This window comes from Allohahella sp. A8, from assembly GCF_047946665.1.
Taxonomy (GTDB): domain Bacteria; phylum Pseudomonadota; class Gammaproteobacteria; order Pseudomonadales; family Oleiphilaceae; genus Allohahella.
Genome location: NZ_CP172312.1, coordinates 4,096,523 through 4,117,441, shown reverse-complemented (window position 1 = coordinate 4,117,441; position 20,919 = coordinate 4,096,523). Strand labels below are relative to the sequence as shown.

General features: G+C 56.0%; 19 protein-coding genes and 1 tRNA gene. 9 read left to right on the top strand and 11 right to left on the bottom strand.

Annotated elements, in window-relative coordinates:
• Positions 1 to 91: 91 nt before the first annotated feature.
• Positions 92 to 1,540, bottom strand: coding sequence for an alpha/beta hydrolase family protein (locus ACH3PB_RS18460; RefSeq protein WP_416396917.1), 1,449 nt, complete (start codon positions 1,538 to 1,540; stop codon positions 92 to 94).
• 13 nt (positions 1,541 to 1,553) lie between these two features.
• Entirely contained in the window at positions 1,554 to 2,582 is a 1,029-nt protein-coding gene (locus ACH3PB_RS18455) for a hypothetical protein (protein WP_416396916.1), read from the bottom strand.
• A 164-nt stretch (positions 2,583 to 2,746) separates the two neighbouring features.
• Here ACH3PB_RS18455 and ACH3PB_RS18450 point away from each other — a divergent pair, with 164 nt between their 5' ends.
• The 3 genes from ACH3PB_RS18450 (at position 2,747) to ACH3PB_RS18440 (ending at position 5,412) form a co-directional block, all read left to right on the top strand.
• Entirely contained in the window at positions 2,747 to 3,448 is a 702-nt protein-coding gene (locus ACH3PB_RS18450; protein ID WP_416396915.1) for a pseudouridine synthase, read from the top strand.
• Positions 3,449 to 3,580: 132 nt separating this feature from the next.
• Positions 3,581 to 4,936 carry a 3-oxoacyl-ACP reductase gene (locus tag ACH3PB_RS18445; RefSeq protein ID WP_416396914.1) on the top strand — a complete coding sequence of 452 codons (1,356 nt, stop codon included), beginning with the start codon at positions 3,581 to 3,583 and terminating at the stop codon, positions 4,934 to 4,936.
• A gap of 2 nt (positions 4,937 to 4,938) precedes the next feature.
• Positions 4,939 to 5,412, top strand: coding sequence for an acyl-CoA thioesterase (locus ACH3PB_RS18440; RefSeq protein WP_416396912.1), 474 nt, complete (start codon positions 4,939 to 4,941; stop codon positions 5,410 to 5,412).
• Positions 5,413 to 5,424: 12 nt separating this feature from the next.
• Here the strand turns inward: ACH3PB_RS18440 and ACH3PB_RS18435 are convergent.
• Positions 5,425 to 5,501: transfer RNA gene (locus tag ACH3PB_RS18435), tRNA-Pro, on the bottom strand.
• Between the two features lie 85 nt (positions 5,502 to 5,586).
• Positions 5,587 to 7,014: a cytochrome-c peroxidase gene (locus ACH3PB_RS18430; RefSeq protein WP_416396911.1), complete on the bottom strand. Its 1,428-nt coding sequence runs from the start codon at positions 7,012 to 7,014 to the stop codon at positions 5,587 to 5,589.
• A gap of 442 nt (positions 7,015 to 7,456) precedes the next feature.
• On the opposite strand from ACH3PB_RS18430, the gene ACH3PB_RS18425 reads away from it, so the two are divergent.
• Entirely contained in the window at positions 7,457 to 9,049 is a 1,593-nt protein-coding gene (locus tag ACH3PB_RS18425) for an isocitrate lyase (protein WP_416396910.1), read from the top strand.
• Positions 9,050 to 9,169: 120 nt separating this feature from the next.
• Entirely contained in the window at positions 9,170 to 10,525 is a 1,356-nt protein-coding gene (bioA, locus tag ACH3PB_RS18420; protein ID WP_416396909.1) for an adenosylmethionine--8-amino-7-oxononanoate transaminase, read from the top strand.
• Here bioA and ACH3PB_RS18415 read toward each other — a convergent pair.
• Positions 10,514 to 11,860, bottom strand: a complete 1,347-nt coding sequence (locus ACH3PB_RS18415) for a mechanosensitive ion channel family protein (protein WP_416396908.1) — start codon at positions 11,858 to 11,860, stop codon at positions 10,514 to 10,516. The genes bioA and ACH3PB_RS18415 overlap by 12 nt on opposite strands.
• A gap of 114 nt (positions 11,861 to 11,974) precedes the next feature.
• Here ACH3PB_RS18415 and ACH3PB_RS18410 point away from each other — a divergent pair, with 114 nt between their 5' ends.
• Positions 11,975 to 12,445: a DUF3429 domain-containing protein gene (locus ACH3PB_RS18410; RefSeq protein WP_416396907.1), complete on the top strand. Its 471-nt coding sequence runs from the start codon at positions 11,975 to 11,977 to the stop codon at positions 12,443 to 12,445.
• A gap of 22 nt (positions 12,446 to 12,467) precedes the next feature.
• Here ACH3PB_RS18410 and ACH3PB_RS18405 read toward each other — a convergent pair whose 3' ends face one another.
• Complete coding sequence (locus tag ACH3PB_RS18405) at positions 12,468 to 13,796, bottom strand: dicarboxylate/amino acid:cation symporter (RefSeq protein WP_416396906.1); 1,329 nt, start codon at positions 13,794 to 13,796, stop codon at positions 12,468 to 12,470.
• A gap of 234 nt (positions 13,797 to 14,030) precedes the next feature.
• Here ACH3PB_RS18405 and ACH3PB_RS18400 point away from each other — a divergent pair, with 234 nt between their 5' ends.
• Together ACH3PB_RS18400 and ACH3PB_RS18395 are read left to right on the top strand one after the other, a co-directional pair.
• Positions 14,031 to 14,498, top strand: coding sequence for an SRPBCC family protein (locus ACH3PB_RS18400; protein ID WP_416396905.1), 468 nt, complete (start codon positions 14,031 to 14,033; stop codon positions 14,496 to 14,498).
• A gap of 3 nt (positions 14,499 to 14,501) precedes the next feature.
• Positions 14,502 to 14,936, top strand: coding sequence for a hypothetical protein (locus tag ACH3PB_RS18395; RefSeq protein WP_416396904.1), 435 nt, complete (start codon positions 14,502 to 14,504; stop codon positions 14,934 to 14,936).
• A 65-nt stretch (positions 14,937 to 15,001) separates the two neighbouring features.
• Here the strand turns inward: ACH3PB_RS18395 and ACH3PB_RS18390 are convergent, their stop codons facing one another.
• Positions 15,002 to 16,078 (bottom strand): hypothetical protein, encoded by a 1,077-nt coding sequence (locus tag ACH3PB_RS18390; RefSeq protein ID WP_416396902.1) that lies wholly within the window; start codon positions 16,076 to 16,078, stop codon positions 15,002 to 15,004.
• Between the two features lie 49 nt (positions 16,079 to 16,127).
• A complete protein-coding gene (locus ACH3PB_RS18385; RefSeq protein ID WP_416396901.1) occupies positions 16,128 to 17,357 on the bottom strand; it encodes a hypothetical protein in 1,230 nt (409 codons plus the stop codon).
• Positions 17,358 to 17,536: 179 nt separating this feature from the next.
• Here ACH3PB_RS18385 and ACH3PB_RS18380 point away from each other — a divergent pair, with 179 nt between their 5' ends.
• Positions 17,537 to 18,100: a hypothetical protein gene (locus ACH3PB_RS18380; RefSeq protein WP_416396900.1), complete on the top strand. Its 564-nt coding sequence runs from the start codon at positions 17,537 to 17,539 to the stop codon at positions 18,098 to 18,100.
• Between the two features lie 45 nt (positions 18,101 to 18,145).
• On the opposite strand, the gene ACH3PB_RS18375 is transcribed toward ACH3PB_RS18380, so the two are convergent.
• The 3 genes from ACH3PB_RS18375 to ACH3PB_RS18365 all read right to left on the bottom strand — a co-directional run bounded on the left by ACH3PB_RS18375 (position 18,146) and on the right by ACH3PB_RS18365 (position 20,701).
• Positions 18,146 to 19,318: a PQQ-dependent sugar dehydrogenase gene (locus tag ACH3PB_RS18375; RefSeq protein ID WP_416396899.1), complete on the bottom strand. Its 1,173-nt coding sequence runs from the start codon at positions 19,316 to 19,318 to the stop codon at positions 18,146 to 18,148.
• Positions 19,319 to 19,506: 188 nt separating this feature from the next.
• Positions 19,507 to 20,109 (bottom strand): transglutaminase-like cysteine peptidase, encoded by a 603-nt coding sequence (locus ACH3PB_RS18370; protein ID WP_416396898.1) that lies wholly within the window; start codon positions 20,107 to 20,109, stop codon positions 19,507 to 19,509.
• 187 nt (positions 20,110 to 20,296) lie between these two features.
• Positions 20,297 to 20,701 carry an EF-hand domain-containing protein gene (locus ACH3PB_RS18365; protein WP_416396897.1) on the bottom strand — a complete coding sequence of 135 codons (405 nt, stop codon included), beginning with the start codon at positions 20,699 to 20,701 and terminating at the stop codon, positions 20,297 to 20,299.
• Positions 20,702 to 20,919: the final 218 nt, after the last annotated feature.

Below are 20,919 nucleotides of genomic sequence, written 5' to 3'. Positions count from 1 at the left end.
TCGTAGCATTCTATAGTGATTGGTATCCACCGCGGATCAGTCGCTAGACAGCATTTGAAAAACATGATTTGCCGCCAGCTGATCGTATGGATCAAAACGGCAGCTGATCTGCTGCAAGTGCACTGCTGACAGATTCAGCCGTGACCTCAAGACCGAACCTGACCTCGAGTAGCGTAGCGAGAAAAGCCGCGCCCGTCTGGATTTCACTCGAGCCGTCACTGGCACGCAGTCGTATGTTTTCAGCAATCAGTGGCTTGAGCGCCGCTACCGCGTAGGACACATCTTCTCCTCGACTCCGGGCTGCCGCTACCATGCTCAGAAAACCATGAAAACTCTCGGGATCGACTTTCACCACGACGGGTCCTACCTCGGCCTGAGACAGCATCCAGGCACTCAGCAATGTACTGACATCTGGCGCACTGCTACGGCCACCGAAATCACCGTGCGACAAACCAGCCGCTTCGACTGAAGGTGGACTCGTCCGTTTCCAGAATATTGGCTGAACCTGCTCAGGACACGCCGCTTGAAGCTGCTCGGTCTGGGCCACGGGCACAATGGTGTCAGCGTCATCATGAGCGACCAGCACACGATCTGGTAGGCAGCGACAAAGCGTTTCGGCACTGAAGGCAGACGACACCTCCTGCGACCCGACTGTAATTGACGCATTGATGCGCCTGACATACGGGGAAAAGAAGGCTTGTATCTCCTCCCTCATTGTTGGTTCAGCGGATTCAAGCTCGCTTGCATAGCCTCTGACTGCAGGCAGATCATTGGGAGGCGATGTGACCGCTATTGCAGTCGGCTGAACGACCTCCGGCGCAGCGGCAGCACCATACAAGGCCATCATGCCGCCCCAGCTGCCGCCAGTCGAAAAGACCTGGCGCCCTGCAAAAGTTTCAGGCCGCGCCGCGATGAAGTACCACGGCGCCACGGCGTCACTGACGTCGTTGGCCAGGGTGCCGCCTGCGTAAAAGCGCCCATAGGTCTTGATGATCGCGAAGCCACTTTCCAGCCAGAGACTCACGGATGCGCGAAGCGAGCCACCATCGGGCGCTGAAGTCTCAGGCGTGTACCGTACGAGATCCTGCCCGTTATAGGCCGGCGCAAATATGTCGGGGTGCCTACCGGGGCCAAGCGTAGCGAAACTGGCGTCTACGCCTTCGTCCGTCCAGCTGATCCCGTCGTAGGGCTCGTTCAGGATGATGACGGGGGCAAGCGGGTCAGCCGACGGAAAGTAGAGGAAGTAGCTGTTGGTCTGATCTGCACTTGCTCGGACGTATTCGAGCGTACGGAAGCCGCTATCGCCATTGCTCACACGCTGCTCGGACAGCGTTGTAAAACTCCACTGCGTAGGCACACCGGCAGCATCGAAAGTGGCCGGACAACTCTGCGCCACCGGCTCAGGCGTCTCTGGGTCACCAGATGCGGTGATGGGCCTTTCATTCGAGCCCCCGCCTCCACCACCGCAACTGGCCAGCATAATCGATGACAGGATTGCCAGGGCAAGTAATGCCCCGGGCTTCAGAACTGGATGCATCATCCGCGGAACAAACCTAGTAGACGGGATTCAGGAGGAGTGTGCGGATGCGACCACGACTATCCTTGCCAAAGCCGGTGATCTGACCGCTATCGTTGACATCCAGGGCAGCGGTGATGAACCAGACCTCCTCTCCCAATAGCATCTGATTGAGGTCGAGCATGCCCGTAGCCGCAGTCCATACAAATCCGGTTGCCCGAGCGCCTGTTTGGCTCTGACCGACGACAAGGTCTTCGGAGTTGATGCCCTTGGCGTAGCTGTTCGGCCCGCCGAGCGTGCCTAGAGCAACCATGCCCAACTCAGGCGACCAGAAAAACGCGCCCTTGTTTCCGCGATCAGCGCCATAGCCGACAGCGTGACCCAAGCTATTAATGGCCTTGCCGTAACTGGTGCTGCCATCAAGCGAGCCAAGATCCCTTAGCTGACCCGCTTCATCGGACACAAAGGCATGCGGCAGAGGGTCAGCCGTGTAGGCGACGCCTGTGACGCTCCCATCGGCATTAATGCCAGCTCCGTAAGCGTGGGCACCACCAAGCGTTGGAAGGTAGTCCAGCGAATCACCACCGCTCCAGCGAAAAGGCCGATAGGGACCGCCGGGGATCTGGGTATAACCAGTGACCACACCCTCGGAATTGATACCACGCGCGCTGCAGGTCGCTGCGGGTGGGCAGGGCACAGCAGTCATACCGGTATCAGCGCGCCAGATGAAGCCGCGGTACTGACCATTCACGATACTGGTCCCGACAACCTCGCCTGTTTCATTCGAATCGTAGGCAATACTCTTGTCGTTACCCAGGGAACCGAGATTGACCATTCCACCAGTCTGGGTCCAGCTGAATGCCCTGACGCCGGCAGCTGTATAACTGTAGCCGGTGATTCGTCCGCTCTCATCGATCGAGTGCGGTACACTGTAGCCGCCGAGACTGCCAATGTCCGTTACTGTATAGGCTTGAGGTAGTTCTGCCAGCACACTTGATGAGGTGAGCGCCAGGCAGAGAGAGACGCTGGATTTGAGAGCTTGCGAGGAGGGGACAAGTCGGAGCATCTTCATGTCATCCTTGATTGAGACCGTTCCATCGTCCTCCAAACTCCGATGGAAAACCAGTGATTTTTTGATGGCACTAATCACTGCATATGAGCCCCACTGTCCTGTTCATGGCGTACACTGCAAAAAAACTGAGGCCCAACGCTCACAACTGGAATGGAACAATGAGACTCGACAAACTGATCAGTCACAACACGCCCTTCTCGCGATCGGAGGTCGGCCGCGTGCTTAAGGACAAACGCGTCACCGTCAATGACCATGTCATGACCAAGGCTGCCTATCAGGTCAAAGACACTGATGTCGTGAGCCTCGATGGTGAGCAACTTGTTCACGAAGACTACATCTATCTGATGATGAACAAGCCGCAGGATGTGGTGTGCAGCTCTGACGAGCCTGACCACAAGACAGTCATCGACTTACTGGCGCCTGACCTTCGCCATCGCAACCTGCAGCCGGCCGGCCGCCTCGACAAGGATGCCACCGGCCTTGTCCTCATCACGGACGACGGGCAATGGAATCATGCGGTGACTACCCCGGGCAGGAAGACCAAAACCTATCAGGTCGAGACAGCGGAACCCATCACCAACGCCGACATCATCGCTTTCGATATTGGTGTGTTCCTGAATGGTGAAGGCGCACCAACCCGCCCCGCTCTGCTCGAGCCGCTGAACGCGAAATCATGCTTCGTCACACTCACGGAAGGCCGCTATCACCAGATAAAACGCATGTTCGCAGCCAGAGGGAACCGGGTGACCAGTCTTCATCGTTTGAGCATGGGCGACATCCGATTGGACCCCGCGTTGGCGCCTGGTGAATGGCGAGCACTGACTGCTGAAGAAGTCGCCAGCATCGGAACCCCTGCCTGAGGTGGGGTCTTGCAGACATCCCGGCAAAAGGTATTGCCTCGTCACTATCAAGTTTCAGATACTCTGGCCAGCGCGAGCGCTTTCGGTGGTCGCAAATTTTCCAGAACATGGCGCGCAGGAGCGGCGAATTAAATGACAGACATTTTACTGGCGGTGGCACAACAGGGACTCGGCGGAAAGCTGCTTAAGCAGTTGGGCCTGCCGACGCCCGTGAAACTCAAGCGTGGTGATGGCGCCTATGCAGAGAAACCCCTCTCCAACCGGACCATTGGCATTATCGTGGTGCCCGAACAGAGCACTCAGCTTACGCCTGTAATTCAACAGTTAGGCGGGCAGAGTCTGATCAGGGGCAATCAGGTCCGAGATGGTCTTCTGCTGGACGGTATCCTCCTCGACGCCAATGGCTGCGACTCCGTCGAGGCCCTGCGCTCGCTGTTCGAACAGCTTCAGGCTGCGCTGCCGCGACTGCGCAAGCACGGCAGGGTTCTCCTGATCACCGGCGCATCGAGTGCGCAAGAGGATGCTGCACTTGCTGCGTTCAATCAGGGCTTCGTAGGGCTGACCAAATCGCTGGCGAAAGAAGTTGGCAAGCGCGGCGCCACTGTCAACCTGCTGCAGGTCGATCCGGGTTGCCAGCACCGGCTCTATTCACCCGTTGCTTATTTCCTGAGCCACCACAGCAGCTATGTGACCGGCCAGCGCCTGCATATCAGCTGCGGCGTTCCAGCGCCTGCCAGTTTACCTGCCACTGCCGTACTGTCGGGCAAGGCTGCGGTGGTGACTGGCGCAGCGGGCGGTATCGGTGCCGCGACTGCAAGACGCCTCGCCAGTGAAGGCGCGCACGTGATCTGTCTGGACACGGCCGGTCAGGCGGAGAAGCTCCATGCCCTCGCAGCTGATATTGGCGGAACGGCAGTCCTTGCGGACATCACACAACCTGACGCCGCCATTGCGCTCACTGACTGGTGCAAGAGCAACAAGCGCAAGCTGGATGTCATCGTGCATAACGCGGGCATCACCCGGGATAAAACCTTGGCGAGGATGTCAGCCAAGCAATGGGATGCTGTGCTGGCTGTGAATCTAGCGGCGATTCTCGAGCTTGATGCTGCCCTGCTGGATCATGATCTGATCGCACCCGAAGCGCGTCTCGTGTGTCTATCCTCGATAAGCGGCATTGCCGGCAACTATGGCCAGACCAACTATGCCTTCACCAAAGCGGCACTCATTGGCTATGTGAAAGCGCAGTCCGTGAAACTCGGCGCAAAGGGCATTACCGTGAACGCTGTTGCACCTGGCTTCATTGAAACAGATATGACGGCATCACTGCCTCTACTCGTGCGTGAAGCCGGCAGGCGCTTCAACGCGCTCTCGCAGGGCGGCAGGCCGCGTGATGTAGCCGACGCCATCCAGTTTCTCGTTAGCCCTGGCGCCAGCGGCATCAGCGGTCAAACACTGCGAGTCTGCGGCGGCAGTCTGTTGGGAGCCTGATCATGAGCAGCGACTCAGACTGGGATCAGCCCCACCCCTTCACCATGAAATTTGCCGCCTCGGAAGCCGACTGCGATCGTCTCGGGCACGTCAACAATGCCACTTACCTGCGCTGGATGGAGGCCACTAGCTGGGCTCACATCGAGCCGCTGGGTATGGATTGGGCGACCCATGAGGAGACTGGTCGCGCCATGGCTATCGTGCGAACTGAAATCGATTATCTGGCAAGTGCTTATGCGGGCGACGAGATCATGGTCGGCACATGGATCACCACAAGCGATGGCAAGCTGACTTCCGAGCGCGCCTTTCAGATCCAACGTGTGGCCGATGGAAAAACGCTATCCCGTGCTTTGTGCCGTTATGCCTGCATCGATTTGCAGAGTGGCAGACCAAAGCGGATGCCGGAGCAATTCAGACTGGCGCATGAACACGCAATGGCTGTCCACGCGGGAAATCATCGCAAAGAAAGGAACTGACGGGAAAAGAACTGGTCGGAGTAGGGGGACTCGAACCCACGACCTCTGCCTCCCGAAGACAGCGCTCTACCAGGCTGAGCTATACTCCGACGGCGTCCTTGTCAGGACGAAAACCTGTCGCGGATCGCGCCAGGTTCCTTGACCAGAATACCTGCTGTAATCCTTGAAAACAAATTACAGCAGCTCACCATCTCGATCTTTTGCCACGAGCCTGAGCTGGTCAGGATCAGTGTCTTCGGGGCCGGGAATCCATTTCGAGACACAGTCTCTGTCCTGCACACAGGGGTCTGTAAGAGCCTGCAAGAACGCTATCAGATCAGCGACCTGGCCATCGTCCAGCTGCACCTGCGGCAACTTGCTCTTGTCCTCAGCCCTGAGCGTTTCGAGCTGAAGGATCGACTCCTCTGCGGTGTACATCAGCGACTCGCTCTGGATGCCCTCCCCGTCCAACTGCCTGATATCGTAATTCTCGAGCGCGTTTAACGGGTCGAGATGATGCCTGACCACTGACTCAAGGTCGGCATAGGCGCCGGCATGACTATAGGGCCCGGTTTCAGATACGTTCAGCAGACTCGGTGTACGAAAAGCGTATTTGTCTTCTGGCAGATGTGACTCTCTATAGCGACCATGGTCACCACGAAGATTCTCATCGTCACCCTTGCCCCGACCGATCTGTGGCATGGCCAGCACATGGAACGATTCATCTGTCATGGCTGGACCACTGTGACAGCTGGTGCAGCCTGCACCACCGTCGGCCGCCGGCGTGTTGAACAGGATCGCACCGCGTTTGGCTGAGAGCGATAGCGCGTGGCGGTCGCCATTCAGGTAGCGGAACCAGGGATTATCTATAAAGAGCTGGGAGTTCTCATAGGCCGCTATGGCGGCAGCAACGCGCTGGTAACTGACGACAGGTTGAGTCTCTGCACCATAAACCGCGGCAAACTCAGCCGCCCAGTTGTCAACAGCCACCTGGTCGAGCTCACCATCCTCTCCTCGTAAACGCGCACCCAGCAGAAGACGGGCGTCGTCACCCTCGTTCGCGGCAAAGTGAAACCCTCGCATCTCTTCAGCCGAAGTCACCGGAAAGCGGGCCTGGGCTGCCGCAAGACTTTCGCCAGCATGCGGATCCGCTGTGCCGAACGACGAGTTCGGCGTGCGAATACCATCTGCGACCACCTCTATTCGGCCATCATGAAATACCGTCTTTTCATATAGAATGAAGTTGAACACGGTTGGCGAATTGCGAGGCACGGTGGGACCACCGTCCCAGTGTTCCGCCGATGACTGATGACGCCGTCCTGGACCGAGAAGATCGGGATCGACGGCATCGACGCCTATTGGCAGGCTCAGGTCGTCACCACCACCCAGTGAAGGATGGTGACAGCTTGCACAGGCCGTATCCTGATCACCACTGAGTGCCTTGGAAAAAAAGAGCTTTTTGCCAAGCTGCGATAGCGGATCGTCTATCGAAGGTGCACCAAGCGTCGTCGGGTCGACTGCACGCACATCGTATTTCTGAATCACCGTCTGTAAACGAGCCTCGACCTCAGCCGCACGATCCGGCTCGTCTGTGTCACTCGAGCAGGCGGAGACAGCAGCCATTGTCAGGCAGACGCCGGCGTAACGGAGCGTGACGCCAATTGATACTGATGAACTGGATTTGTAGCTGGGATTCCTCATACGCAAGCACTTAAAAAACGTTGATTCAGGGAACGGCATGGCCTTCAATCAGAACAATTCTAACTGTGCTCATTGAGCTGGCTATGCGGGTTTGTGCACACACTGCAGGCTAAAGTCTTTCCTTTCCGCCGTCCGTTTCACTTTTGTTCCGCTTTGTCGGCCCAGTGTTATCGACCAGTTCACATTTTGCACAATCGTGCACATGAACTTACACATCATTCACAGGAATGATACCGGGAATACTTTATATATATTTCATTTATTCCGATGAATCCCCTATCATTCGCTCCGTTCTCATACAAGTGCGATCGGCTCAACGGCCCTCGCTTCAATGCCGTTCAAGTTCACCAGACAGGACCATTACATGTCGAATATTCAGCAGGACATCGCTTCCCTCAAGGAAATCGTCCAGGCCAACAAGACTTGGGAAAGCATCAACCCTGAGTACGCTGCCCGCATGCGCGCCCAGAACCGTTTCAAGACCGGTCTGGACATCGCTCAGTACACTGCCGACATCATGCGTGAAGATATGGCTGCGTACGATAAGGACACTGCGCAGTACACCCAGTCACTGGGCTGCTGGCACGGCTTTATCGGCCAACAGAAGATGATTGCGATCAAGAAGCACCTTGGCACGACCAAGCGTCGCTATCTGTACCTTTCAGGCTGGATGGTAGCTGCTCTGCGTTCAGAGTTCGGTCCACTGCCTGACCAGTCAATGCACGAGAAGACTTCTGTTTCTTCACTGATCGGCGAACTGTATACCTTCCTTCGCCAGGCAGATGCTCGTGAACTCGGCGGCCTGTTCCGTCAGCTCGACACTGCTCGCCAGTCAGGCGACAGCTCACTGGAAAAAGAAATCCAGTCCAAGATCGACAACTACGAAACTCACGTTGTGCCAATCATTGCTGACATCGACGCCGGCTTCGGTAACGCAGAAGCGACTTACCTGCTGGCCAAGCAGATGATCGAAGCGGGTGCGTGCTGTATCCAGATCGAAAACCAGGTTTCTGACGAGAAGCAGTGCGGACACCAGGACGGCAAGGTCACTGTTCCACACGAAGACTTCCTTGCGAAGATCCGTGCAGTTCGTTACGCATTCCTCGAGCTGGGTATCGACAACGGCGTTATCGTTGCACGTACCGACTCACTGGGTGCTGGCCTGACCAAGCAAATCGCTGTGACCAACGAGCCAGGCGACCTGGGCGACCAGTACAACTCATTCCTCGACGGTGACGTCGTGAATGGTGCAGAAGACATCGCCAACGGCGACGTTGTGGTGAAGGCAAACGGCAAGCTGCTGAAGCCTAAGCGTCTGGCTAGTGGTCTGTTCCAGTTCAAGAAAGGTTCAGGCGAAGACCGTGTAGTTCTCGACTGTATCACTTCACTCCAGAACGGTGCTGACCTGCTGTGGATCGAAACCGAGAAGCCACACGTTGGTCAGATCGCTGCCATGGTTAACCGCATCCGTGAAGTTGTTCCAAATGCGAAGCTGGTTTACAACAACAGCCCATCGTTCAACTGGACACTGAACTTCCGTCAGCAGGTATTCGATGCCTGGAAGGAAGCTGGCAAGGACGTGTCTTCTTATGACCGTGCGAACCTGATGAGCGTTGATTACGACGAGTCTGATCTGTCGAAAGAAGCTGATGCCAAGATCCAGGCGTTCCAGCGTGACGCGGCCCGTGAAGCAGGTATTTTCCATCACCTGATCACTCTGCCGACTTACCACACTGCAGCACTGTCTACCGATAACCTTGCGAAAGGCTACTTCGGTGACCTGGGCATGCTGGCCTATGTCGAAGGCGTTCAGCGTAAGGAAATCCGTCAGGGTATCGCTTGCGTCAAGCACCAGAACATGGCTGGTTCCGACATGGGCGACGATCACAAGGAGTATTTCTCCGGTGAAGCGGCTCTGAAGGCTTCTGGTAAAGACAACACGATGAACCAGTTCTAATTCTGCGGGTCAGCTCCGGCTGACCCAAGGCGTCATACTGGAAAAGGCGATCCTTCGGGGTCGCCTTTTTTTTGTGTCCGCATTCGCTACAATGCCTGCTCATCCGACAGTGAGCAGCCCATGACGCCTGAAGACCTCAAGTTCGACCAGCGCCACCTCTGGCATCCCTATACCTCCACGCTCCGTCCCCTGCCCTGCGCACCTGTTGTTGCAGCCGATGGCTGCGAACTGCAGCTGGCCGATGGGTCGCGGCTCATTGACGGAATGTCGTCCTGGTGGAGTGCCATACATGGTTACAACGTACCGGAACTGAATGCAGCGCTGAGTGATCAGATGTCGAAGATGAGCCATGTCATGTTCGGTGGCATCACGCATCCTGCTGCTGTTGCGCTCGGACGGCGCTTGGTGGATATCACAGCACCGGAACTGGAAGCCGTGTTTCTAGCTGATTCAGGCTCCGTGTCGGTTGAAGTTGCACTGAAGATGGCGCTGCAGTACTGGCAGGGTCGTGGCGTAGCAGGCAAGCATCGCTTCGCGGCTTTTCGCTATGGTTATCATGGCGACACGTTCGGGGCGATGTCGGTGACAGATCCCGACAACGGCATGCATCGTCTGTTCAAGGGCTTTTTGGCCGAGAACATTTTCCTCACAGAACCACCAATCGACCCGGCTTGCATGGGCAAGTCTGCTCGCGACACTGGCGCTGGTGACGGTCGCAGCTGTACCTGCTCAGCCCGAAATGGCTGCCCGGTAGCTGACCCTGCGCTCATTGCCGAGTGGCGCCAGACCCTGGCGACGCATCGTGGTGAGCTGGCCGCAGTCATCGTTGAGCCGATCGTTCAGGGTGCTGGTGGCATGCGCATCTACCACCCCTGCTATCTCAGACAGCTCAAGCAGATTTGCGAAGAGCTCGACCTGTTGCTGATTTTTGACGAGATCGCCGTTGGTTTCGGGCGGACCGGCAAACTCTTTGGTTACGAACATGCTGATCTCGTGCCGGATATCATGACGATCGGCAAGGCGCTGACTGGCGGTTATATGACACTGGCTGCAACATTGGCGACAGCAGATGTGGCGGCAACTGTTTGCAAAAGCGAGGCTGGCGTTTTCATGCACGGACCTACGTTCATGGCAAATCCACTGGCCTGCAGCGTTGCAGAAGCCTCTATCAAACTGCTGCTCGAATCCCCATGGCAGACGCGACTGCAAAGCATCGAGGCGCACCTCCAGCAGGCGCTATGGCCATTGGCCGAGCTGGCTGCGGTGGCGAGCGTGCGGGTTATCGGGGGTATTGGCGTCGTGGAAATGCATGAGGCCATCGACGTGGCTTCGGCCCAGGCGCTGCTGGCTGAACATGGTGTCTGGCTGCGGCCCTTCGGCAAGATGCTCTACACCATGCCGCCGTATACGATCTCGTCAGCCCAACTCGCCAAGCTGACTGAGGCCATGGCGGCCTATGCTCGATCAGCCAGCTGAATCATCCGGGTCCTTGACCATACGAACGACGCGTTGCGGGAACGGTATTTCAACGCCGTTCTCGTTGAGGACATCCCAGATCATGAGCAAAAGGTCACCGCCCACCCGGTTTGCACCATCGTCAATGCCCTCCATCCAGAACTCGATAAGGATGTTGATACCTGAGTCTCCGAAGCTGGATATTTCGGCGTCAGGCTGCTCCTCATAGGGATAGTTAGGACCGGACAGCACCTTCGGATGGGCGATACAAACCTCCCGCAAGAGTGGGAACAGCTTGTGCAGATCGGTGCCATAAGCCACCTGCAGATTGATGTCATAGCGCTGTTTGATATTCTTGTGGGTCCAGTTGACGAAGGTCGAGGTGATGAACTTTTCGTTCGGGACCATTATGTCTTTGCCGTCATAGGTTTCCAGCGTCGTTGAACGCATGTTCAGCTGGGTGATGATACCGCTCTGGCCATCTTCCATCTGGATATGATCGCCAACCGTGAGCGAGCGATCCAGCAGTATGATGATACCGGAGATGAAGTTGGAGGCGATCGACTGCAGCCCAAAACCGATGCCGACCGCCAGTGCCCCACCAAACACAGCCAACGTTGTGATGTTGATGCCCATGATCTGCAGCAGCAGTATGAAAATGAGCACGAAAAGCCCCACTTCAAACAGCTTGGCAATCACCTCTCTCGTACCGATGTCGAGGTCCGCCTGATTGCGGATCATGCGCTTGCCGGCATTGTTCGAAACCTTGCCCAGCCAGAACAGCACTGAACCGAAAATCGCGACCCTCACGATATCCAGCGCGCTGACTTCGAGACTGCCGATGTCTACCGAGAGTGAAGCCAGCCAGCCGGTGAGCGTATCCAGCCAGTTCATGAACACGAGAATGGCGAAGGGTATCGTCACCCACAGCACCAAACGACGCAGGATGGTATTGGAAATACTGCGCTTCACCATGGTGTAAAGCAAAATCGATACAGCAATCGACTGGCCGAAGTGCAGCAGCAGATTGCTCTCAAGCAGTGTATCTGTGAGCTCGATGGCCAGACCCAGAAACAGAATGTTCAGCAGCGGCCGAAGATAATCCTGCTTGTTATAAAGCTTGAGCTTGAATGAAAGCAGAGGCGCCGTCGGATGCTCAAACACGCCTGCGAAGCTCTTTCGGATAATGGCTGTAGCAATGAGCGCCAGGAGAAACGATGCGAGAATCGAGCAGGCCTGAATGGCAAACTCAGCCGAGCCAAGCCAGTCGATCGTAGCATCCCGATACTCTGCAGCAGCTCCCTGCAAGTTGTGCCAGATGTTCAAGTTCTGCGTACCCTCTTCGAAACGTGTCATACCTGACGAAGCATAGACCATTGGAATTCAGCTATCGCCGCGACTTGTGAGGCAAGCCTCATGATCGACGGATCGTGAGCTATGCCTGGCATCAGCATAGAAGGAGGAAGCACTATGCGCACAAGTACAGAAACGGTCATTACCACCACTGAGACGGAGACTTATCACTGGCTCGGCTACGCGGGCCTGGTGCCTTTTGTTGTCACGGCACTGGCCTTCATCATCGATGGCGCGACGCTCTGGTTCCATTTGTTCAGCAGTTACAGCCTGCTGATCATGAGCTTCATGGCAGGCAGTTGGTGGGGATCCGAAATCCGCAGTGGCGCCCCTCGCCTGGGGTGGCTGGTACTGAGCAACATCATTGCGCTCGCCGGGTGGGCAGCCTTCGCTTATGGCATGACACATGATACCAACCCCAGAGCGTTGGTATCCGCGTTCCTGTTGGTACAATCCATCAACTTCGCAGCCCTCGGATGGCTCGACGTCTCCGGCCGTAGCGGTCTGAAGGCAGCCGGCTATGCCCTGTTTCGCTTACGACTCACCATAGTGGTAGTGCTCTGTCACCTCTTCCTGTTTTTCGCCTGAACTGTCTCAACCCACCCTCGGCTCACACTGGCTGGGTATGACGAGCCTTGGGCAAAGGCGCGTCTGGCAGAATATTCTGCAGCCCGGCCCGCGGATCGTTGTAGATATCGAGGTCGAGTTCCCCCTCCGACTTCGCCACAATTGTGGTGACCACGGCATCGCCGGAAACGTTGACTGCGGTCCGGATCATGTCCATCAGCCGGTCAACGCCGATGATCAGGCCGATACCTTCTATTGGCAGACCTACCTGGCTGAACACCATCGATAGCATGACCAGGCCCACACCCGGCACGCCTGCGGTGCCAATCGATGCGAGGACTGCCATGAGAATGACTGTGAGATAGCCGGTGAGACCGAGATCGATGCCGTACACATTCGCGACGAACACCGTCACCACCCCCTGCATGATCGCAGTGCCATCCATATTGATGGTCGCGCCAAACGGTACCGTGAACGCACCAACGGAGTTATTGACGCCCATCCTGTCGACTACGGTTCTCAGGGTAACAGGAATCGTGGCATTGGAGCTGGCGGTACTGAAGCCGAATACCTGCACGTTTCTGATCTTCTTCAGGAACACGGCGGGACTTAGACCACTAAACAGCTTGAGCACGATCATGAGCGTCACGAACAAGTGCAACATCAACGCGCCCACCAGCACCGCGACATAGCCCAACAGCTGCAGGAGCAGCTCGATGCCAAGGTCTGCCATGGACTTTGCAATAAGGGCAAAGACAGCGTAGGGCGCGACCGCCATGACGATATTGACCATCTTCATCATGACATCGTTGCCCACCTCGGCAGCACGAATCACTTTCGCGCCTTCATTACCGAGTTTGAGAATGCAGATGCCGAGAATGACGGTCCAGAAGATGAGCGGCAGCATGTCGCCTTCGGCCATCGATTGCACAGGATTGGTCGGAATGATGCCAATGAAGACTTCTGCGATGGGCGTCGCTTCGGGCGCACTAAACGAGGCATCGGTCTCCTGATTCATACCTTCGCCTATGCCCGTTGAGGCCGCCAGAGCAATGGCCATGGCAATGGCGATGGCGGTAGTCATGATGTACAGACCAAACGCTTTCCCACCTACACGCCCCAGCTCGGCAATGTCGCCTATGCCACACACGCCGCAGAGCAAGGAGAAGAAAACCAGAGGAACCACGAGCATCTTCAGTGCGTTTACGAACATTGCACCGATGACATAGAAGAAGCCATCGATGAGATAAACCCGGATGAAACTGCCCTCGTTAGCGAGGCCCAGAAGGTTTATCGCCAAACCAAGCACAATGCCGAGGGCCATGCCCAGCAGCACTTTTACCGTGAGGCTCATTTTCTTGTCATCGCTCATCGCTCATTCCCCGGTCTATGGTTGCTGAGTGCTGTATGACGCAATCATCAAGCATGAAGCCCAGTGATGATCGACATCGGCAAACATTTCTTTCAATTAACATACGCCAGAAAGAAGAAGATACAAAGGGTTTTCCTTGACTTATGTTAACGTTTACAGGCATCTGTCGATCAACTCTTACGCGGTTCCTGAGCCATGTGGAAACTCCACTCACTGCTGAAAGGTATGCATGACATGCAGATTATTGAGATGAGCAAACGCTTCAACGCGCCTGTAAGGCAGGTGTTCGAAGACTTATGTGATCACGAGAAATTCGGGCACCTGACCTCTGCAAGCATTGTCAGGATCAAGGATGCCGGCGATGCCGGCAATCCCAATGGACTCGGTTCTGTTCGTCGGATAAAAGTACCCGGCGTCCCTGCTATCGAAGAAACGGTGATACGATTCGAGCCTAACCGACGCATGGATTATACGATAACCAGGGGCGGTCCAATCACCAACCACCGCGGCAGCCTGCGCTTCCGCAGCGAGGGTGATGCCACAGTAGTCGACTACACCATCAGTTTCGAGCCCAAGCTGCCGATTCCATTACTTGGCACCTTGCTCGAGGGGATCATCAGGTTCCCCATCAATCGCGGCCTCGACAAATTGGCGCGTAGCTATAACAAGCAGCGGACTTCTGCTGCCACACAGGAGAGTTGAGCGATGGTCTGGCTGAAGGCATTCATAAGCGGTTTTCTGGCTACACTTATTTTTCATCAGGGACTATTTGCGGTACTGCATGCGGTCGGCGTCGTGCCCATGCCAGCTTATAATCTTGGTGGTGTCCCGCCGCTTGGCGTGCCCGCCGTAATCTCAAGCGCATTTTTCGGAGGCCTCTGGGGTATGGCGCTGTGGGCCGCGGTACGGAAGCTGCCGACCGTCGCGTTCTGGGTAACGGCTGTCGCTTTCGGTGCCATCGGCCCCACGGTGGTTGCCATGCTGGTCGTCTTTCCGATGAAAGGTATCGCTGTAAGCGGTGCGATGTGGATTCTGGGGATGATTTTGAATGGCTTCTGGGGGCTTGGAACGGCGCTGCTGATGCTGGTCATGGGCGAACGCCGATCACGGGCCCGTCACCCAGAAGCAAGTGTGCGATAAGCGGTTAATGTATCAGACCCAGGCCTGCCCGAAGTATCCGAGCAGGCCTGGCTGGAACTGAGTGATCAGTTCAAGGTGCGGAACACGTTGTCCGACATGCTGTAGCTATCGCCATTGGTCACCCAGCGAACCTGTCTGAAGAAGCTCCACCACTTGCGCTGCGTGTAAGTGTCGAAATCCACACTCAGACCACCGAGCACCTGATTGTTACTGACAGTGGTGAAGTTGCCTGAGCGGCTGTTGTCGATGGCCTGACCATGGTTGGTCTGCTCACCCATGAGCACCACATAGTTGTTGAAGTATAATGACGCCGGCGCTGCACTTACGCTCTGCAGAATACCGTTCGGGCTCACACTGCGGCTACATGAGTCATAGTCTCCCTTGGTGCTGGCACCACAGGCACTATGAAGCGGCACGACACCATCGTCCGCACCCGCTATAAATGGCTTGGTGAGACCGCCATATGATGCGCCAGTGCCCGCAAATCTCAAACGAGGTACCGCGTTGTTACCTGTGGCTATGTTGCGCGCTGTATTGGGCTGCAGGTCATAGAGCACGCCAAGATTGCTGCTATCAGGTCTGAAGCCAAGCGCGAGTTCGACGGCCGAGCGCTGAATACTGTTGAAGAAGCCGGATCCATTACCGATGGATACCGCCAGATCGGCTATTTCGGTACCCCCACCCGCACCAGCAAAGTCAAGCACGGCGAGTATGCGGAAGCGGTTGGGATCTATGCCTGCGCTGCTGAGCCAGTTGTTAACGTTACGCAGCATGTATCGAGTGACCAGATCGCCAGTAGAGTGTGTCACGACGACACAGCCTGCGACGCAACGGGTGCCACGAGCGATCGCCAGAACCTGCGATCGGATCTTGTCCTTGATGCCGCCACTGACACGGTCGACGGAGGACCAGTAAAGAACCTCTTCAGCCCGATTGAGCCAGTAAGCACTCCAATAGTTGTTGGCCTGTGTCTGCAGGGCAGCGTCGTTGGGATTACTGGAAAGGTCGCTCGCCTGGAATCCATGAACGAGTATCACGTTCTTTCCAGCCAATGTTGCCGAAGCCATCGAGCTCCACGTACCGCCAAGGGCGAGCACGCACAGCACGGTGATGCGAACGAGTCGCGAGAGATGTTGAGTCATAAGATCTTCCTGTCGCTTTCTTATAGTTGTTTTTGGAGTTCCCGATCAGCTATAGCGTCCCGAGCTTTTCGAGAAATTCCGCTCTTTCCTCAGCTAACGGATCTTCGTAAGGCAAATCCGTGTAGCTGGAGAAACTGAAGCCCTCGACAGCATACTGCTGCTTCGGTGCTGAGCCAGGAAGATCAGCACTTTCGCCATCCTCCGCAGCTCTTTCGATTCTGAAATCTTTGAGCAGGTAAGGCCCTTCGTCTCCACTAGCCTTGAGCGCTGCAATATGGGCGCGCAGGCTCTGCATCCCGCCTGGCAGCTCAAGGCGGCCTTCCGACTGCAAGTGCAGGAGCGGTCTGTTGGTCTGGCGGTTGTAGAGGTTGGCCTCGACAAAATAATAGCCCGGTTGACGAACCGTGAACTGCAGCGGCACCACAAGCTCTGGTCCTTCGACATGACTGGGCAGCACTGCCGTTAGTCTGGCCACTGCTGTGTCGTAACGCAGAGGGGCAATCAATGAAGCTGAACGCTCGCCAGTGCCTGCCGAGGTTGAAAAGCGGGCCAGCGCCTCCACGAAGAGCTCGCCGGAGACCGTCGCTGCTGGCGGCAGAAGCACTGCGCTGGCCATCAGACTGCGTCCGGACGACGCCATGCCGTCTCCGGCTGCAGCATCGGGCTGGGCCGGCTGCGTCAGTAGCGTATTCCCGTCAGCATCCTTTAACAGGAAGGTGACTTCAGCGGCCATCAGGCTGTTCGCTGCGCTCGCATTCAATACGGCTGCTGCAGCAATACGATCCCCCTCAAAATATTGATAGCGGTCGAGCTGGAGGCTCAGCGCAACCTCGTCGCCAGGCACTTCACCTGGAAACGGTGCAGAAACATCAGTGCTCTGATGTGGCTGATATTGAGCGAGTTCAGCGGCTGAGCGAATGGGCTGCGAACCGGGTGGGTACTTGTTGGCCTCAGCATACTGTGACCGGAGTGTTGGCAGACTCTCGGCCAATTGCTCAGCAAGCGCATCATGCATGGCAGCATAATCCGGACCTTCGTCCGAGGCCACGGCTGGACTGGCGGGATTGGGCGATGGGGATTGCACAATGCGGCTTCCACCTGCAGGTGCTGAGGGCGCGTTCGTAACGGCCGACTGATCGCTCGCTTTGACAGCAACGTCAGCCGTCAGCTCAACAGATCCCACTGCGCTGCCACGCCACTGATCAAACCAATAAAAGGCGGCCAATATCGTGACGGTCATCGTCGCGACGAGCATCATCGTATACGATGGCTTGCGCATCAGTTTCACCTGTACAGTATTCTTGTTATAAGCTTGCCAGGCACGGCGATTCGATGCGCTGCCACCCGACGAGTCCGTCGATAGTAGCTTTGGCCTACATCAGCTGCCATGCCCCATTCGGGTGACCGGGGGCTACTGCAAGGATGGGCCAGAACCTGCCTCTGAACAGGAATTCATGAATGAGAACGAAAGGAAAGATAGCTGCTTACCAAGGTCTGCGGCTCGCAGTATTTTCAGGCGTAATCGCCCTGTCTGGCTGTCTGGCACCCGCGGCTGTTCCAGTCATAGGCGCAGAAGCTGCAGCCCTCGAGAGTGGCAAGGACAAAGAACAGTTCCGTGAGGCCTTTCGAGAAGGACGCTTTCGCTATAAGACAGAAATGTCGGAGAGCGGATGCCCTAAACGCGAATACGCATTGAGCGAGGGCATTCTTGATTATGCCGAGTCACGCCCCTCGGATGGACTCGAAAAGGTTATCGAGGAGCTGACCGAAATCGAGCGTGACGAAAGCAATTCTGACGAAGTTCGGGCTGAGGCCATTTATCACAAGGGCGTCGCGCTGATGTATCAGGGCGAACTTGCCAAGGAGATGGTCGACGAAGAGCGGCAGGCGCTTTACGGCAAGGCCCGGAGCAACTTCGAGAAGCTCAGGGACGAATTCCCGCAGTTCCACGAGTGTGCCGTCGACTATCACCTGAACAAGTTGGACAAATTGGCCAACAAAGAGGTCCAGCCTCAGAACTGAGGCTGTTCAGACCGTCGCCCAATTGATTTGACGAAAACGTTGCGATTACTGCTTGGGCAGCAATCGCAACAAGTCTGCGTTGGCACCATCTTCAAGTGCCCAGATCGCACCATCTGGGCCCTCTTCAACTTCGCGCATTCGCTTGCCCATATCGACTCGACCAACTTCCGCAATCTTATCCTCGAGCGTTACACGGATCAGCGCTTCTGAACTCAGTCCGGAGATGATTGCCTGGCCTTGCCAATCCGGGAACCTGTCACCCGAGTAGATAATCATACTTCCGGGCGAGATGACCGGTGTCCACCAAAGTTCAGGGGCATTGAACTCAGGACGCGCGGGATGATCAGGGATAGCCTCGCCACTGTAGTGCTCACCATTCGAGACGATGGGCCAGCCGTAATTCTCGCCGCGTTCTATCCTGTTCAGCTCGTCACCACCTTTTGGTCCCATTTCGTGAGTCCACAGTATGCCATCTGCATCCTGCGCGATTCCCAGCAGGTTACGGTGACCGATGCTCCAGAACTGTCGGGCGAGCTCTCCCTGCGCACTGAAGGGATTGTCGGCTGGCACGCTGCCATCAGATCTGAGCCGAATAATCTTGCCGAGGTTTTTCTCCATGTCCTGTGCGGGATCGAACTTCTGCCGATCGCCCGAGGTAATGAAGAGGTGGCCATCCTGGCTGAGTAGAAGCTTATGGCTGAAGTGACCGGCTCCAGACACTTTAGGTGTCTGCTCCCAGATTCGGGTAATGTCAGCGAGGCGCGGAGCCTGACCTGCTTCCTCTACAAGTCTGGCGTGCGCAACGACTGCGCCTGAGAGACCTTTGTCATCCGCCTCGACCCATGACAGATAAATCAGACCCGTATCGCTGAAGTCCGGGGCAGCAATGACATCCCCAAGCCCTCCCTGGCCCTCGAACACCACATCGGGTACGTTGCCGATTTCCACGATTTCTGGCTGGGCCACCGACGCCCCAGCGCCTATTAGTGACTGCGGCCAATGAAGGCGATACATCTTGCCGGGCTGTGTGGTGACCAGCAAGGTGTCATCGTTTACAAAGGTCATTGCCCAGGGCTCGTCAAATGTCTTGATCGACTGGACTTCGAAGCGCGTGTCTTTAGGCACTGCGTTGGTGGGATCTGCCTTCGCCGGTGGCGTAGTCGCCTCGGATGCTGAACTGGCGGAGCTTGATGCATCTGAGCAGGCAGTTTGCAGCATCAGGCACGCGGCCAAGACAAGACGACACCTCGTTGGACCGTGAGCGGGACTGCCAGCTGACGCCTGGGGGCGTAAAAACGGAGAGATAGTCATCGGGGCGCCTCAGTGAGTTCCAAGGCTCTATGGTACGCGACCGAGCTGGCCGCAGATGTTACTAACCTTCCGGCGTGAGCCCTGGGTCAGCAACTCTACTGCGACAGAAGACGAGCCTGGAAATCGTTCCACTTGTTCAGGCGACCATTTGCACTGAACTTCTGGGACCAGCCGTTATTGTCATACAGCCACAGATTATCATCACTGAAACTGTAGAAGGGCACCAGATCGAGACGTTGGGAAGCTGTCGCCAGTTCCGGACGGAGGTTATCCAGATAATAGGTTTCGCCGCTGTCTGCCGGGAGGTAACTCAATACCATGTGCGCTTCATTCATTTCCAATGAGCGTACATAGGTCAACCTGAGCCTGTCGGCTGGGACCCCAGCTGCTCTCAGGATGAGATATTTGGTCAGGGAGAAGTCTTCGCAGTCCCCGCCCTTATTAAGGAAGAACTCCGAGGGTGTTGCCCAGTAGTCTTCCTGCCCCCACTGTTGTTCATCGCGAATGTAGCTGAATTGATTGAGCTCGTCATTGACGAGTGCAACCTGTTCAAATTCTGACTTACCGGCCAGCTCGCTTACCCAGGACGGCAATGCCTGAAACGATGCCTCATGAGACACGTCAGATGGAGCAGGGGCCAGATCCGCCTGTACAGCGCCGGTGAGAAGAACAGATGTCAGGATGAAAATTCTGGGCACGCAAAAAACCTGTAAGAATTATAAATCGACTAAACGAAGTATAATTATTACAAGCGAAGCTTCCAGAAGCATGACGTTACGAATTGCATCGCCTTGTTTCTGAAGCGTAAGTCACCGTCCGTGGGGTCGCTCCCTCGACCTATCCTTTTCCGCTAATCCTTCAATTCATTATCGGAGCAGATTCAGATTACTGACTGTCTGGCTCTCGTGCTTCGTCTAACTTGTACTGGTCTTGCTGTGCGCCGGCATCCATACCAGAATCCTGGTCCATGCTCTGCGCTGGCTGCTGACCGGCGGCTGTAGATTCGCCTGATCCAAGCATCATTTCATTGCGACCAATTTCGCCGTCACCGTTGACATCAAGCTGGCTGAACTGACTTTCTACCTGTGGATTCTCACGGGCTTCGTCTTTGGAAATCTTACCGTCGCCATCCTGATCGAGCTTGTTGAAGCTCTGTTCCAGTGACTGCGCGCTAGACTGTTGCTCCATGCGCTCTGCTCTCGACTCGCCGTCCATATTGGACTTCATGTCGCCGGCTATTGCACCGGTTGAAAGGGCAGTCGCTGCGGCAAATATCATTAGCTTTTTCATAGACTCATTCCTTTTGTATTTGTAAGGCATGGACTTGATGGCTGCAGATCCTGCTCTCTCGAGCAGGTCATGTCCGCAGTCTTTACGTGCCAGGATAATATCCATGAATCATGCCAACCTGATCCGAAGGCAGGCTATACCGCTTGTCCCGTCCAAATCGTCGTGATAAAAGCCGCCAAATAGTGTCGATGGCGTAGAAGAAACTACGAATTCTGGCA

Coding starts and splice junctions, on each gene's coding strand:
- ACH3PB_RS18460 (WP_416396917.1), bottom strand. CDS start 1,540: ATGATGCATCCAGTTCTGAAGCCCGGGGCATTACTTGCCCTGGCAATC.
- ACH3PB_RS18455 (WP_416396916.1), bottom strand. CDS start 2,582: ATGCTCCGACTTGTCCCCTCCTCGCAAGCTCTCAAATCCAGCGTCTCT.
- ACH3PB_RS18450 (WP_416396915.1), top strand. CDS start 2,747: ATGAGACTCGACAAACTGATCAGTCACAACACGCCCTTCTCGCGATCG.
- ACH3PB_RS18445 (WP_416396914.1), top strand. CDS start 3,581: ATGACAGACATTTTACTGGCGGTGGCACAACAGGGACTCGGCGGAAAG.
- ACH3PB_RS18440 (WP_416396912.1), top strand. CDS start 4,939: ATGAGCAGCGACTCAGACTGGGATCAGCCCCACCCCTTCACCATGAAA.
- ACH3PB_RS18430 (WP_416396911.1), bottom strand. CDS start 7,014: ATGGCTGCTGTCTCCGCCTGCTCGAGTGACACAGACGAGCCGGATCGT.
- ACH3PB_RS18425 (WP_416396910.1), top strand. CDS start 7,457: ATGTCGAATATTCAGCAGGACATCGCTTCCCTCAAGGAAATCGTCCAG.
- bioA (WP_416396909.1), top strand. CDS start 9,170: ATGACGCCTGAAGACCTCAAGTTCGACCAGCGCCACCTCTGGCATCCC.
- ACH3PB_RS18415 (WP_416396908.1), bottom strand. CDS start 11,860: ATGACACGTTTCGAAGAGGGTACGCAGAACTTGAACATCTGGCACAAC.
- ACH3PB_RS18410 (WP_416396907.1), top strand. CDS start 11,975: ATGCGCACAAGTACAGAAACGGTCATTACCACCACTGAGACGGAGACT.
- ACH3PB_RS18405 (WP_416396906.1), bottom strand. CDS start 13,796: ATGAGCGATGACAAGAAAATGAGCCTCACGGTAAAAGTGCTGCTGGGC.
- ACH3PB_RS18400 (WP_416396905.1), top strand. CDS start 14,031: ATGCAGATTATTGAGATGAGCAAACGCTTCAACGCGCCTGTAAGGCAG.
- ACH3PB_RS18395 (WP_416396904.1), top strand. CDS start 14,502: ATGGTCTGGCTGAAGGCATTCATAAGCGGTTTTCTGGCTACACTTATT.
- ACH3PB_RS18390 (WP_416396902.1), bottom strand. CDS start 16,078: ATGACTCAACATCTCTCGCGACTCGTTCGCATCACCGTGCTGTGCGTG.
- ACH3PB_RS18385 (WP_416396901.1), bottom strand. CDS start 17,357: ATGCGCAAGCCATCGTATACGATGATGCTCGTCGCGACGATGACCGTC.
- ACH3PB_RS18380 (WP_416396900.1), top strand. CDS start 17,537: ATGAGAACGAAAGGAAAGATAGCTGCTTACCAAGGTCTGCGGCTCGCA.
- ACH3PB_RS18375 (WP_416396899.1), bottom strand. CDS start 19,318: ATGCTGCAAACTGCCTGCTCAGATGCATCAAGCTCCGCCAGTTCAGCA.
- ACH3PB_RS18365 (WP_416396897.1), bottom strand. CDS start 20,701: ATGAAAAAGCTAATGATATTTGCCGCAGCGACTGCCCTTTCAACCGGT.